Here is a 14,133-nt window from a genome sequence, read left to right on the forward strand (position 1 = left end):
GACATCCTGGCGGTGCTGGTGAACCTCTCACCCTCCCACCGCTTCGCGGCGGGCCCCTCCCTCTCTCACAGAGAGAGGGATACAGGAGCGTCCGCAGCGGGTCGAACACGACCTATCGCATCGATCCCGACAGCAGACCTCAGTTCGGTTGCGCCGCCGGCACCAGGTCGAAGGCGGCGTCCAGCACGTCGTCGTTGGGGATGGTCCCCTTCAGCGCGGCGTCGAGCACGCCCTCCAGAGACGACCAGACGAAGGTCAGCTGCTCCAGCACGGCCGGCAGGCGATCGGCCTCGAAGCCGGGATAGAGGTCCTCGACCAGCCACAGGCCGGTGAAGGCGTCGAAGCCGAAGCGGCAGCCGATCAGCCGGAACTGCGCGCGGGCCACGGTCTCGAACAGGGCGTCCAGGCTGCGGGCCTGGTCGAGGTCTTCGGCGTCGAGCACCTGGCAGCGGACCTGCAGCCAGTCGCCCTCGGGGAACAGGTAGAAGGCCCCGCCCTCCTCGGCCCCGGAAACCTCCAGGCCGCGGTCGATCTCGGCGACGACATAGCCGTGCTCGCGGCAGACGGCGGCGATCTCGTGCAGGCCGACGGAGATGTCAGACATGGGCGCGCCCTCTTTCAGTATCCGCTCACCTAAGACCGGTAGTCCCCGTTGATCGCCACATACTGCTTGGTCAGGTCGCAGGTCCACACCGTGGCCGAGCCCTTGCCGACGCCGACGTCGACGCTGACTTCGAACTCGGCGCGCTTGACGTACTTGCTCATCGCCGCCTCGTCGTACTCGGCCGAGACCAGGCCGTCGCGGGCGGCGTACAGCTCGCCGAAGCGGACGCTCATCTTCTCGCGGTTGACCGGCTCGTCGGCCCGGCCGACGGCCATGACGATGCGGCCCCAGTTGGCGTCCTCGCCGGCGAAAGCGGTCTTGACCAGCGGGCTCTCGGCGATGGTGCGGGCGATCTTGCGGGCCGACAGCGGGCTTTCGGCCCCGTTGACGGTGATCTTGACGAACTTGCTGGCCCCCTCGCCGTCGCGGACCAGCTGCAGGGCCAGGTCCAGCAGCACGGCCTCCAGCTTCTCGCGGAAGTCGGCCAGGCGGCGGTCGCCGGCCCGGTGGATCTTCGGCGCGCCCGATTGCCCCGTCGCGAACAGCAGCAAGGTGTCGTTGGTCGAGCGGTCGCCGTCCACCGTCACGCAGTTGAAGGTGGTGCGGGTGTAGAGGCTGACCAAGGTCTGCAGCGCCGCCGGCGCGATGGCCGCGTCGGTGGCGACGAAGGCCAGCATGGTGGCCATGTCGGGCGCGATCATCCCCGAGCCCTTGGTGATGCCCGCGATCCGCACCTCGTGGCCGTCGATCAGGGCGGTGGCGTAGGCGCCCTTCGGGAAGGTGTCGGTGGTCATGATCGCCGCCGCGGCGCCGGCCCAGGCGTCGGCCGTGAAGCGGGTTTCCACCTCGCGCAGGTTGGAGATGATCTTGCTGTCGTCGAGGATGACGCCGATCACCCCGGTCGAGGCCATCATCACGTCGCGCTGGCGGCAGTCGAAGCGCTTGCCCACGGCCGTGGCCACCCGGCGCACGGCGTCGGCGCCCGGCTTGCCGGTGAAGCTGTTGGCGCAGCCGGCGTTGACCACCAGGGCGCGGACGTCCTCGCCCTTGCTGGCGGCCAGCTGGCGCTTGCACCAGTCGACCGGGGCCGAGCCGACCCCGTGCCGCGTGAACACGCCGGCGCAGCTGGTGCCCTCGGCGAAGCGCATCAGCAGCAGGTCCTCGCGGTCGTGCTTGTAGAAGCCAGCCCGGCCGGTGGCGATCTCGACCCCGGCGATCGGCGGGATGGTCGGAAACGGCACGGCCAGGGGCGAGACCGCCAGGCCCGGCTTGCCGGGCGCGGGCGAGCTGGCCTTGGTCGCCTGAACGGCCTCCTTGGACGTCGCGGCGGGCGAGAACTGGCTGGCGGCCTTCTCGGCGCGGCGCAGGCCGGCGCGCTTCAGGGCGGCGTTCAGCGGGTCGAACGCCCGCTCCAGGGTGTGGCCGACGCTGGCCCCGACCTGGCCGACGATCTCGGCGGGGGTCGGGGACGGCGCGGCCGAAGCCTTGGCGGCCTTGGCGGGAGCGGCTTTCGGAGCGGCCTTGGTCGCTTTCTTCGGGGCGGGAGGCTTGGTCATTTCTTGGCCGGTGCTGGAGCGGGAGCCGGAGCTTCGGGCGCCGACGCCGGGGGCGCGGCGTCAAGGTCGGAGGGCGGGTCGCCCCCGCCGGGGGGCGCGGAAGCCGGCTCCTGCGGCGCGCCGGGCACGTCCTGCGGCTTGCCGGTCAGCATCTCGATCTTGGAGCCGCCGCGCAGCTTCTCCAGCAGGTCGCGGACCTGGTCATAGGTCAGGAAGCGGACGATCTGCGGCCGGGCGGCCTCCAGGGTGATCGGCTCTTCCAGGCGCTTGTCCTCGACGCGCAGCACGGCCCAGCCGCCCTCGGTCTGGAACGGACCGACCAGGGCGCCCTTCTGGGCGTCCTTCAGGGCCACGGCGTAGGCGGCCGGCATGACGTCGACGGTGAAATAGCCCAGGTCGCCGCCGTTGAAGCGGGTGGCCGGGTCGGTCGAGCGCTCCATGGCCAGGGCGTCGAACGAGGCCCCGGTCGCCAGCAGCTTCTTGATCGCCTCGGCGTCGGCCTGGCTGCCGACCAGGATCTGGCGGGCGCGGATCTCCTCCGAGCGCTTGGACAGCTTCTGCTGCTCGGCATAGAGGCCGCGGATGGCGTTCTCGTTGACCGCCTTCTCGACCACGCTCTCGACCAGCATGTCGCCCAGGATGCGCTCGCGGGCGGCCGCGAGGCGGCGTTGCGCCACCGGGTCCTTGTCCAGCTTCTGCTTCAGGGCCTCGGCGGCCAGCAGCTTCTGGTCGACCACCTCGTCCAGGCGCTGGCGGAACAGGTCCGAGCCGATGTCCAGCGGCTCGCCCTCGCTGATCAGGCCTTGCGCCACGGCCTCGCGCTTGACGTCGGACGCCCAGACGGTGTGGCCATCGACCTTGGCCACGGCGGTGTCGCCGGGCTCGGGCGGGCGCTCGTCGGCCTTGTTGCGGCCGCAGGCGGCGACCAGCAGGCTCAGGACAATCACCGCGGCGACGGCCGACAGGCGGGACTTGGCAATATTCATCGGGGGCCGATCTCCGGCTGAACTCACGTCCAGCGCTCTAGCGCGGTTTAGGGCCAAGAGGAAACAGCATTGCGAACATGCGGGCGCGCTTCGTGAGGCTATGTTGGGACAAACCCTCAATAGTTTCGTCATCCCGGGCCTTGCGCCCGGGATCCCTCCGTCCGCCGCACGGGCGGGGGTGTGGCGCGCTGGCGCGCCAAGGCGCCTCACTTGGGAGCTGAACGAGGGATTCCGGGCACAAGGCCCGGAATGACGGTTGAGAGGGAGTGGATGGGAACTGGCGCATGGAACGATGGGTTCCAGGCGCCGGATTTCGCCCCGAACCCCGTCACGACAACGCCCGACGACCACCCGCCTCGCGTTGACACTCGCTAGGCCGGTGCTTAAGTCTCCGCGCGCATGCAAGAAGCGGGTCTAGGCCAGCTTCGACGCCTCGAATTTACCGTAGTGAAGGCCCTCAAGCCTTAGCGCCGGCCTCACAGACACACTCCGGATTCCCTATTCATGCTCGGCTTCGCCAAAAAGCTCTTCGGCTCTTCCAACGACCGCAAGGTCAAGATGATGTCCACGCGCGTGGCCAAGATCAACGCGCTGGAGCCGGAATACGCGGCGCTGTCGGACGAGGCCCTGAAGGCCAAGACCGATGAGTTCAAGGCCCGCCTGGCCAAGGGCGAGACCCTGGAAGACCTGATGCCCGAGGCCTTCGCCGTGGTGCGCGAGGCCTCCAAGCGCGTGCTGGGCATGCGCCACTTCGACGTCCAGATGGTCGGCGGCATGGTCCTGCACAACGGCGGCATCTCCGAGATGCGCACCGGCGAAGGCAAGACCCTGGTCGCCACCCTGCCCACCTATCTCAACGCGCTCGAGGGCAAGGGCGTCCACGTCATCACCGTCAACGACTACCTGGCCCGGCGCGACGCCGAGTGGATGGGCCAGATCCACAACTTCCTGGGCCTGACCTACGGGGTGATCGTCAACGGCCTCAGCCAGGGCGAGCGCCAGCGCGCCTATCGCAGCGACATCACCTACGGCACCAACAACGAGTTCGGCTTCGACTACCTGCGCGACAACCTGGTCTACAGCGTCGAGGAAATGGTCCAGCGCGGCCACCACTACGTCATCGTCGACGAGGTGGACTCGATCCTGATCGACGAGGCCCGCACGCCGCTGATCATCTCGGGCCCGACCGAGGACCGCAGCGAGTTCTACAAGACCATCGATCTGCTCGTGAAGGAGCTGATCAAGGACAAGACCAACTACGACCACGACGAGAAGCAGAAGCAGGTCATCCTCACCGAGGACGGCCAGGAGCGCATCGAAGAGATCCTGATGGCGGGCGGCCACCTGGCCGAGGACACCGCCGGCCTCTACGACGCCGCCAACATCTCGGTGGTGCACCACGTCAACCAGGCCCTGCGCGCCAACGTGCTGTACACGCTCGACAAGGACTACATCGTCAAGGACGGCGAGGTGATCCTGATCGACGAGTTCACCGGCCGCATGATGACCGGCCGCCGGCTGTCGGAAGGCCTGCACCAGGCCATCGAGGCCAAGGAAGGCGCCGACATCCAGCCCGAGAACCAGACCCTGGCCTCGGTGACCATCCAGAACTATTTCCGCCTCTACAAGAAGCTGGCCGGCATGACCGGCACGGCGGCGACCGAGGCCCAGGAGTTCGACGACATCTACAAGATGGGCGTCAGCGAAATCCCGACCAACCGCCCCGTCCTGCGCATCGACGACGACGACGAGGTCTATCGCACCGAGCGCGAGAAGAACGACTCGATCCTCAAGCAGATCGCCCACTGCCACGCCCACGGCCAGCCGATCCTGGTCGGCACGGTGTCGATCGAGAAGTCCGAGGAACTGTCCAAGCTGCTGTCGACCTATGAGTACAAGGTCGAGATGTCGCGCGCGCCGAAGGGCGCCTACGCCGGCAAGGACGACAAGGAACTGGCCAAGATCGGCGACGACGCCTTCGACGTCGTCCACAAGACCGGCAAGGGCATCCCGCACCAGGTGCTGAACGCCCGCTTCCACGAGCAGGAAGCCGGCATCGTCGCCGACGCCGGCGTGCCCGGCGCGGTGACCATCGCCACCAACATGGCCGGCCGCGGCACCGACATCCAGCTGGGCGGCAACCTGGACATGCGCCTGGCCAACTGGCGCCAGCAGCAGAAAGGCCTGGGGATCACCCCGAGCCACGAGGACGAGGCCGCCCAGCGCGCCGAGCTGGAGACCGAGATCTCCGCCGCCAAGGCCCAGGCGCTGGCCGCCGGCGGCCTGTTCGTGCTCGGCACCGAGCGCCACGAAAGCCGCCGCATCGACAACCAGCTGCGCGGCCGCACCGGCCGCCAGGGCGACCCGGGCCGCAGCAAGTTCTTCCTGTCGTGCGAGGACGACCTGCTGCGCATCTTCGCCGGCGAGCGCCTGGACGCGATCATGCGCACCTTCGGCGTCCAGGAAGGCGAGGCGATCACCCACAAGTGGCTGAACAACGCCATCGCCACCGCCCAGAAGCGCGTCGAGCAGCGCAACTACGAGATCCGCAAGAACCTCCTGAAGTACGACGACGTCGTCAACGACCAGCGCAAGGCCGTATTCGAGCAGCGCCAGGAGTTCATGGAGGCGACCGACCTCTCGGAAATCATCACCGAGATGCGCCACGACGTCGTCGACGACTTCGTGGCCCGCTACATGCCGCCCAAGGCCTATGCCGAGCAGTGGGACATCGAGGGCCTGGACGAGCGCGTCCAGTCGATCCTCGGCATGACCCTGCCGCTGAAGGACTGGGCCGGCGAGGAAGGCATCGGCGACGAGGAGATGCGCGAGCGCATCAGCAAGGCCGCCGACGCCCACGCCGCCGAGCGCGAAGTGATCATCACCCCCGAGCAGATGCGCTCGGTGGAAAAGAGCTTCCTGCTGCAGATGATCGATCTGCAGTGGCGCGAGCACCTGATGCACCTGGACCACCTGCGCAACGTCATCGGCCTGCGCGGCTACGGCCAGCGCGACCCGCTCAACGAGTACAAGACCGAGGCCTTCTCGCTGTTCGAGAAGCTGCTGGGCGACCTGCGCACCAACACCACCCGCTGGCTGATGACGGTCGAGATCGCCTATGCCGAGCCCGAGCCGCTGCATACGCCCGAGGGCCTGGTCGAGGTCCACCTCGACCCGCTGACCGGCGAGAACATCGCCGTGGCCGGCGCCCTGCCCGAGGGGCTGTCGCCGGAACAGCGCGAAGCCCTGCCGGTCTCGGTCCTGCCGGAAGGCTGGGAAAACACCGCCCGCAACGGCGCCTGCCCCTGCGGCTCGGGCAAGAAGTTCAAGCACTGCCACGGGGCGTTGGTTTAAGCGCCCCTTCCCTCTCCCCTTGCGGGAGAGGGTGGCCTCGCGGAGCGAGGTCGGGTGAGGGGTTGAAGACCGCAAAAGCCGCGACAAGCCTCAAGGCCGGTCGCGGCTTTTGTCGTTTGAGAGACCCCTCATCCGTCGGCTTCGCCGACACCTTCTCCCGCAAGGGGAGAAGGAGAAGTTAGCCCGCCACCAACGCCGCGCGCAGCGCCTGGATCTGCCGGTTGAGGGCGTCCAGCTGGTCCAGGGTCATGGCCGACTTGGCCACCAGGGTCTCGCCCAGGCAGTCACAGCGGTTCAGCAGCGTCCGGCCGGCCGGCGTCAGGAAGACCTGGACCTGGCGCTCGTCGACCGAACTGCGCTGGCGGATGACCAGGCCGGCCTGCTCCAGCCGCTTGACCGGCGGGGTGATCGTGCTGGATTCCAGCGCCAGCCGGTGGGCGATCGCGCCGACGGTCGCGCCGTCGTCCTCGCCCAGCACGCTGAGCACCAGGTACTGCGGATAGGTGACGCCCATCTCGTCGAGCATCGGCTTGTAGGTGCGGGTGATCGCCATGCTGGTGGCGTAGAGCGTGAAGCAGATCTGGTTGTCCAACGGGATAGGCACGGCGGGGGTCCTCGCGGGCGAAACGCCCTTTCCGGTTACATACCACGAAAAATGATATCGCGACAAAGATTGTGCTGGACAGGTCGTCGCAGGCGCCTTAGCCATGTCGATATCGCAACAACGAATATCGCGACATCAATCAAAGGGACATCCAATGAGCCAGCCGAACAGCCAAGCCTCGCGCCGCAATGTGATGACCGCCAGCCTGGGCCTCGCCGCCGCCGCGGCCGCCCTGCCCTTCGCCGCCGCCTCGGCCCAGGCCGCCGCCCCGGCCGCCGCGAAGAAGGCCGCCAGCGCCAAGACCACCACGGGCAGCGGCTTCGTCACCACCCAGGACGGCACGCAGATCTTCTACAAGGACTGGGGCCCCAAGACCGCCCAGCCGATCGTCTTCCACCACGGCTGGCCGCTGAGCGCCGACGACTGGGACGCCCAGATGCTGTTCTTCCTGGCCCAGGGCTATCGCGTCATCGCCCATGACCGCCGCGGCCACGGCCGCTCGACCCAGACCGACACCGGCAACGAGATGGACACCTACGCCGCCGACGTCATCGCCCTGGCCGCCCACCTGGACCTGAAGAACGCCATCCACGTCGGCCACTCGACCGGCGGCGGCGAGGTCGCCCGCTACGTGGCCCGCGCCGAGCCCGGCCGGGTGTCGAAGGCCGTGCTGATCGGGGCCGTGCCGCCGATCATGCTCAAGACCCCCGCCAATCCCGGCGGCCTGCCGATCGAGGTGTTCGACGGCTTCCGCGCCGCCCTGGCGGCCAACCGCGCCCAGTTCTTCCGCGACGTGCCGGCCGGCCCGTTCTTCGGCTTCAACCGTCCGGGCGCCAAGGTCAGCCAGGGCCTGGTCGACAACTGGTGGCGCCAGGGGATGATGGGCGGCGCCAAGGCCCATTACGACTGCATCACCGCCTTCTCGGAAACCGACTTCACGCCCGACCTGAAGGCCATCGACGTGCCGGTGCTGGTCATGCACGGCGACGACGACCAGATCGTGCCGATCGCCGACTCCGCCCTGCTGGCGGTCAAACTGCTCAAGAAGGGCCAGCTGAAGGTCTATCCCGGCCTGCCGCACGGCATGGCCACGACCCACGCCGAGATCATCAACAAGGACCTGCTGGCCTTCTTCCGCGGATAGTCTGACGCCCAGACCCACCCACAGTCGTCATCCCCCGACTTGTTCGGGGGATGACGGAGGTTTTGAGGTGAAGGCGCGTTTTCAGCGCCCGGTCCGTTAGCTGTTCATGGACCCTAAGGTCGCCCCTCCGCGCGAGGACGCCCGCCACCCTGGCGGGCGTCCTTTCGTGCGTCGGCATGGGGCCAATCGGGAGATTGCTGTAGCCTGGCCCGGTTCAGCAGGGCCAAGCGATGAACCAGCCGGTCTATCTCGAACGCGCGCCCCGGCCGAGCCTGGCCCGCGTGGTCGCCTGCGTCTGGAGCTACGCCCGCGCCGACGGGCCCGACGCGGTGCAGCAGGTGGTGCCCGACGGCTGTCCCGAACTGATCGTCCACCTGGGTCCGCCCCACGCCGAGCGCGGGGCCGACGACGTCTGGAGCCCGCAGCCGACGCCGCTGCTGGCCGGTCAGCTGACCCGACCGCTGCACCTGCGCTCGCGCGGGGCCGGCCGGATCGTGGCGGTGCGCTTCAAGCCGTTCGGGGCGCGGCGGTTCGCCGGCCAGCCGATGCGCCCGCTCACCGATCGCCGCGTCGCCCTGGCGGCGCTGCATGGGGCAGCGGCGGCCGACGCCCTGCGGACCGCGGTCGAAGCCGCCGCCGACCCTCTGGAGGCCGTGCAAGACTATGTCGAGGCCCGACTGGCGGCCGCGCCTCCCCTCGCCGCCGAGGACGCCGTCGCCCGGGCCGTCGAGAGGCTGCTGGACGAAGCCGGCGTCGCGACCTCCGCCCAGCTGACCGCCGCCTCGGGCCTGCCGCCCCGCCAGCTGCAACGGCAGTTCCTCGACATAATCGGCGTCTCGCCGCGCACCCTGCGCGGCGTCGTCCGCGTGCGCCGGGTCACCGACGCGGTGCGCGAGGGGGCGGTCGACCTGGCGGAGGCGGCGCTGGCGGCCGGCTATTTCGACCAGGCCCAGATGGGTCGCGACTTCCGCCGCTTCGTCGGCGCCGCCCCCGCCGCCTTCCTGCGCGGCGACCCCGGCCTGGCGCTCAGCCTGGCCCTGTCGGAAACCTACAAGCCCACCCCGCATGAAGGGCGCTAGCGTCACCCGGCAGAGGAGAGATCCATGAAAACGATATCCGCCGTCGCGATCTGGCTGGCGACCACCGCGATGCAGGCGCCCAACCTGGACTGGATGGCCGGCGACTGGCGTTCCTGCGGCGCGACATCGATCGTCGAGGAGCACTGGCTGGGCTCGGGCCCCCTGCTGGCCGGCGTCAACCTGACCCGCTCGCCCCGCCAGACCACCTTCGAGCACCTGCGGATCGCGCCGGGCCCCGGCGGTCCGACCTACTATGCCAGCCCGGGCGGGCGGCCCGCCGTGGCCTTCGCGCTGAAGACGTCGGGCAAAGACTTCGCGGTGTTCGAGAACCTGGCGCACGACTTCCCCAAGCGCATCGCCTACCGCCGCGACGGCGAGGCCCTGGTCGCCGAGGCCACCGACCAGGCCGGCCACGGCCCAAGCTGGCGCTTCCTGCCCGCGGCCGCGTCGCCGCCCTGCGCGCCGCTGTAGGGCGCCCCCCGCGTCAGGCCGTGACCCCGCGCTTCCCCTCGCTGCGCCCCGCCACCCAGGCCGCGCCCAGCAGCACCGCCGCCGCCACCAGCCCCGAGGTCCGCAGCCCCGCCGCGATCCGCTCGGGCCCGCCGGCCGCCAGCGCGCCCATCAGCGCCACGCCGACCGCCCCGCCGGCCTGGCGGCAGGCGTTGAGCACGCCCGAGGCCGTGCCCGACCAATGGCGGTCGACGCTGGCCAGCAGGGCGCTGGTCATGGCCGGCACCGCCGTGCCCATGCCGGCCGGGATCAGCAGGAAGCCGGGAACCATCATCCAATAGGGGCTGTCGGCCGAAAGCCGGCTGGTCAGGGCGTAGCCGGCCGCCGCCACCAGCACGCCGCCGGCCATGGTCCGCGCCGCGCCGAACCGGTGGGCGAGCCGGCCGCTCAGCAGGTTGGAGACGATGAAGGTCGCCGTCAGCGGCAGGAAGGCCAGGCCCGCCTGGACCACGCTGTAGCCGGCCGAACGCTGCAGGAAGAGGCCGAGCACGAAGATCACCCCGTAATAGGTGAAGTTGACGCTGACCCCGATCACCACCGCCGACCAGACCATCCGGTTGCGGAACACGTCCAGCGGCACGGCCGGATGGCGGCTGCGCGCCTCGACCGCCAGGAAGGCCGCCGCGGCCAGCCCCCCGCCCAGCAGCACGGCCAGGACCAACGGGTCGCCCCAGCCGCGATGGCCGCCCTCGATCACCGCCCCGACCAGGCCGGCCAAGGCCACGAAGGCCAGGACCTGGCCGGGCAGGTCCAGCGGCCGCTTCTCGCGCGGCGGGACCTCGGGCACGAACGCCAACGTCAGGGCCGCGCCGACCAGGCAGAGCGGCAGGTTGACCAGGAACACCCAGCGCCAGCCCAGCGCGCCGATCAGCAGGCCGCCGATCACCGGTCCGGCGGCGATCGACACCCCGCCGGCCGCCGTCCACCAGCCCACCGCCCAGGCCCGGGCCTTGTCGTCGCCGGCCGCCGCGTGGGTGATCAGGGCCAGGGACGGCGGCACCAGCAGCGCCGCGGCCGCCCCCTGCACCGCCCGGCCCAGGATCAGCCCCGCCGCGCTCTGGGCCAGGCCGCAGGCGGCCGAGGAGACGGCGAACAGGATCAGCCCCGCCAGGAAGGCCCTGCGCGGCCCGAAGCGGTCGCCCAGCGCCCCGGCCGACAGCAGCAGCGCCGCCAGCAGCAGCGTGTAGGCGTCGACCACCCATTGCAGGCTGGCGGTCGGGGCGTTGAACTCGCGGCCGATGGCGTCGAGGGCCACGTTGACGATGGTGACGTCCAGCTGGACGATGGTGAAGCCGAAACTGGCGGCGACGAGGATCAGCGGAAGGTTGGCGATTCGGGAGGGGGTCATGGGGCGATCTTCGCCCGTGGCGGCCGAGGATGTTACATCGAAGGCTGAAGCATCGTTCGCCGGCATCCCCTATATTCCGCTCATGGAACCCAACATCGCCTCCCCCGCCGCCCTGATCGGCGACCCTGGCCGGGCGGCCATGCTGCAGCTGCTGATGGACGGCCGCGCCCACCCGGCCGGGGCCCTGGCCTGGGCGGCCGGGCTGACCGCCCAGGCCGCCAGCAACCATCTGACGCGGCTGGTCGATGGCGGACTGGCCACGGTCGAGCGCGAGGGCCGCCACCGCTACTACCGCCTGGCCAACGCCGAGGTCGCCCACGCCCTGGAGGCCCTGGCCGTGCTGGCCGCCCCGGTCCGTTCGCTGGAGCAGCCCCGCTCACCCAAGGCCCGGGCCCTGCGCGACGGCCGCTGCTGCTACGGCCACCTGGCCGGACGGCTGGGGATCGCGGTGGCCGACGGCCTGGTGGATCGCGGCCTGATCGTCCCGGCCGACGACAAGCTCTACGCCGTCACGGCGGCGGGCTGCGCGTGGTTCGAGGACCTGGGCCTGGATCTCGCCAGCCTGCGCTCCAAGCGCGGCGCGGCCCGCCAGTGCCTGGACTGGACCGAGCGCCGCCACCACCTGGCCGGCCCGCTGGGCGTGGCCCTGCTGTCGCGGATGGCGGACCTGGCCTGGCTCGACGCCGACCGAGCCAGCCGGGTGGTGCGCCTGACCGCCTTAGGGCGGCAGGAACTGCTGGCGCGGCTGGGCGTCGACCTGGAAGCGGCCGAGGGGCGCGAGGCGGCTTAGGAGAGGGGAAAGCGCTCAAAGCTTGGGCGAACCACCGATTCCCGGCCCGGTTACAAAAGTGTCCCAAGCCAAGACGCTCGCCAGGGTTGATACTCCGCGTCTCAACGGAGCGACCGCCATGCCCGACTTCCAACTCGCCCTGGCCCCCAAGCAGCTGACCCAGACCATCAACCCGTGGTCCTGGACGATGGGAAACGTCAGCCTGTTCAGCATCAACCTGGGAACCTCCAAGGCGCCCGGCGTCGAGAGCCGGGTGCTCAACGAGGTGGGCACCTATGGCCGCCAGCTGGGCCGGATCGGCGAGGCCCTGGCCACCGTGATCGCCTGGGCCGAGAGCCAGGGCATGCCCGGCAACAAGGCCATCGAGGAGCTCAAGCTGCAGCTGGAGCACATCGACGTCATCCGCCGCGAGGAAGGCCTCTCGGCGGCCCTGCCGGCGGCGACAGCGGCGGTGATGAAAGGCTAGACGGCTTCCCGCCGTAGAGCGAGCAGCTGCCGGCCGCCCCGGAAGCCGGCCCAGAACAGCACGATCTCGGCGAGATTTACGACCAACCACAGGATTTCCCGCCACAGCGGAACCGGCATCTGACCCGCCAACGGACTGCCGTTGATCTTGCCGAGGCCGAACATCAACAAGCCATAGAGCGCGAACAGCCCGAGGATCATTGGAATGAGCCGGGTCAGCTTGCCCCATTGCACCACGCCGAGCCCTGCGGCTCCCAAGGCGCAGATCAGGCTCCAAATCGCCAACCCGTAAATCCAGGCAGGCGAGATCGTCGCGGCGACCATCCTGGCCGCCTCCGAGCCCCGGCCGTAAAGGACCGGGGCAAACGCGCGGGCATTGGCGACATAGCTTTCGGCGGTCATGACCAGGATCACCGCGACCACCACCCCATAGGCGGCCATCAGGAAAGCGCCCAACGCCCCGGCCTGGGCGGCCGCCTTCGCCTCGCCCTCGGTCCTGACCGACCGGGCCGGATTGATCGCTCGTAGAAGTGCGTTCACGCAAAAACTCTCGAAAACTTCAGAACACCATCGAGAGTTGAGCCGAGCCGGTCAAGAACGACCTAGGCCGCCTCGACCCCGAACTGCAGCCGCGCCAGCTTGGCGTACAACCCGCCCTGGGCCGACAGTTCGGCGTGGGTGCCCTGCTCGACCACGCGGCCGTCCTCCATGACCACGATGCGGTCAGCCTTGAGCACCGTGGCCAGGCGGTGGGCGATGACCAGGGTCGTGCGGCCCGACATCGCGTCGTGCAGGGCCTTCTGGACCAGGCGCTCGTTCTCGGCGTCCAGGGCGCTGGTGGCCTCGTCGAGCAGCAGGATCGGGGCCTGGCGGACCAGGGCCCGGGCGATGGCCAGGCGCTGGCGCTGGCCGCCCGACAGGGTCTTGGCGCGCTCGCCGACCGGGGTGTCGAAGCCCTGCGGCAGGGCCTCCAGGAAGCCGGTGGCCTGGGCGGCGGCGGCGGCGGTCCTGGCCTCGTCCTCGGTGGCGTCCTCGCGGCCGAAGCGGATGTTGTCCAGGGCCGAGCCCGAGAACAGCGGCGAGTCCTGAGCCACCAGGGCCATGCGGGCCCGCACGTCGGCCGGGTCGGCCTCGCGCAGGTCGACGCCGTCCAGGCGGATCGCCCCGGCCTGCGGGTCGTAGAAGCGCAGCAGCAGGCGCAGGACGGTGCTCTTGCCCGCCCCCGAGGGGCCGACCAGGGCCACGGTCTCGCCGGGCTTCACGGCCAGGTCGAAGCCGCGCAGGGCCGGCAGGTCCGGGCGGCCCGGATAGGCGAAGGTGACGTTCTCGAAGGCGATCGCCCCCCGGGCCGGGACCGGCAGGACCTGGGGCCGTTCCGGCGCGGCGATGGCCGGGTCGGAATTGAGCAGCTCGGAGATCCGCTCCATCGCGCCGGCCGCCTTCTGGACGTCGCCCCACACCTCGCCCAGGGCCCCGATCGAGCCGGCGGCCATGATCGCCAGCAGGGCGAACTGCGCCAGGGTGCCGGGCGTCATCTCGCCCGACAGCACCAGGTGCGCGCCGGTCCACAGCAGCAGGGTGATGCCGCCGAACGCCAGGACGATGACCACCGCGGTCATCACCGCCCGGGCCGTGATCCGCTTGACCGAAGCCTTGTAGGCCGACTCCACCGCCCCGCCGAACCGGCTGGGGG

13 protein-coding genes are annotated in these 14,133 nt (G+C 70.2%); 6 read left to right on the top strand and 7 right to left on the bottom strand.

Going from position 1 to position 14,133, the window contains the following annotated elements:
* Positions 1-139: 139 nt before the first annotated feature.
* Genes PMI01_RS13510 through PMI01_RS13520 form a run of 3 tightly spaced genes read right to left on the bottom strand, consistent with a single transcriptional unit; the run spans position 140 to position 3,146 of the window.
* Positions 140-604 (bottom strand): hypothetical protein, encoded by a 465-nt coding sequence (locus PMI01_RS13510; protein ID WP_007669493.1) that lies wholly within the window; start codon positions 602-604, stop codon positions 140-142.
* 29 nt (positions 605-633) lie between these two features.
* A complete protein-coding gene (argJ, locus tag PMI01_RS13515; RefSeq protein ID WP_007669496.1) occupies positions 634-2,160 on the bottom strand; it encodes a bifunctional glutamate N-acetyltransferase/amino-acid acetyltransferase ArgJ in 1,527 nt (508 codons plus the stop codon).
* Complete coding sequence (locus PMI01_RS13520; protein ID WP_007669499.1) at positions 2,157-3,146, bottom strand: peptidylprolyl isomerase; 990 nt, start codon at positions 3,144-3,146, stop codon at positions 2,157-2,159. The genes argJ and PMI01_RS13520 overlap by 4 nt, the downstream gene beginning before the upstream one ends.
* Before the next feature lie 504 nt (positions 3,147-3,650).
* Between PMI01_RS13520 and secA the strand changes: the two genes are divergently transcribed.
* Positions 3,651-6,500 (top strand): preprotein translocase subunit SecA, encoded by a 2,850-nt coding sequence (gene secA, locus PMI01_RS13525; protein WP_007669501.1) that lies wholly within the window; start codon positions 3,651-3,653, stop codon positions 6,498-6,500.
* 178 nt (positions 6,501-6,678) lie between these two features.
* Here the strand turns inward: secA and PMI01_RS13530 are convergent, their stop codons facing one another.
* On the bottom strand, positions 6,679-7,104 hold the full coding sequence (locus PMI01_RS13530) for a MarR family winged helix-turn-helix transcriptional regulator (protein WP_007669502.1): 426 nt from the start codon (positions 7,102-7,104) through the stop codon (positions 6,679-6,681).
* A 154-nt stretch (positions 7,105-7,258) separates the two neighbouring features.
* Here PMI01_RS13530 and PMI01_RS13535 point away from each other — a divergent pair, with 154 nt between their 5' ends.
* The 3 genes from PMI01_RS13535 to PMI01_RS13545 all read left to right on the top strand — a co-directional run bounded on the left by PMI01_RS13535 (position 7,259) and on the right by PMI01_RS13545 (position 9,798).
* Positions 7,259-8,248, top strand: a complete 990-nt coding sequence (locus PMI01_RS13535; RefSeq protein WP_007669503.1) for an alpha/beta fold hydrolase — start codon at positions 7,259-7,261, stop codon at positions 8,246-8,248.
* 230 nt (positions 8,249-8,478) lie between these two features.
* Positions 8,479-9,327 (top strand): AraC family transcriptional regulator, encoded by an 849-nt coding sequence (locus PMI01_RS13540; RefSeq protein ID WP_007669505.1) that lies wholly within the window; start codon positions 8,479-8,481, stop codon positions 9,325-9,327.
* Positions 9,328-9,351: 24 nt separating this feature from the next.
* A complete protein-coding gene (locus PMI01_RS13545; RefSeq protein WP_007669508.1) occupies positions 9,352-9,798 on the top strand; it encodes a DUF6265 family protein in 447 nt (148 codons plus the stop codon).
* A gap of 13 nt (positions 9,799-9,811) precedes the next feature.
* Here PMI01_RS13545 and PMI01_RS13550 read toward each other — a convergent pair whose 3' ends face one another.
* Complete coding sequence (locus tag PMI01_RS13550) at positions 9,812-11,185, bottom strand: MFS transporter (RefSeq protein WP_007669510.1); 1,374 nt, start codon at positions 11,183-11,185, stop codon at positions 9,812-9,814.
* 82 nt (positions 11,186-11,267) lie between these two features.
* Here PMI01_RS13550 and PMI01_RS13555 point away from each other — a divergent pair, with 82 nt between their 5' ends.
* Complete coding sequence (locus PMI01_RS13555; protein WP_007669512.1) at positions 11,268-11,975, top strand: ArsR/SmtB family transcription factor; 708 nt, start codon at positions 11,268-11,270, stop codon at positions 11,973-11,975.
* A 118-nt stretch (positions 11,976-12,093) separates the two neighbouring features.
* On the top strand, positions 12,094-12,441 hold the full coding sequence (locus PMI01_RS13560; RefSeq protein ID WP_007669514.1) for a hypothetical protein: 348 nt from the start codon (positions 12,094-12,096) through the stop codon (positions 12,439-12,441).
* Here PMI01_RS13560 and PMI01_RS13565 read toward each other — a convergent pair.
* The gene (locus PMI01_RS13565) at positions 12,438-12,980 is read right to left on the bottom strand and encodes a hypothetical protein (protein WP_007669516.1); all 543 of its coding nucleotides are present in this window, start codon (positions 12,978-12,980) and stop codon (positions 12,438-12,440) included. The two genes, PMI01_RS13560 and PMI01_RS13565, sit on opposite strands and share 4 nt — an antisense overlap.
* A 62-nt stretch (positions 12,981-13,042) precedes the next feature.
* The coding region (locus PMI01_RS13570) for an ATP-binding cassette domain-containing protein (RefSeq protein WP_007669522.1) at positions 13,043-14,133 on the bottom strand (1,091 nt) is incomplete at its 5' end.

The organism is Caulobacter sp. AP07, assembly GCF_000281955.1.
GTDB lineage: Bacteria > Pseudomonadota > Alphaproteobacteria > Caulobacterales > Caulobacteraceae > Caulobacter.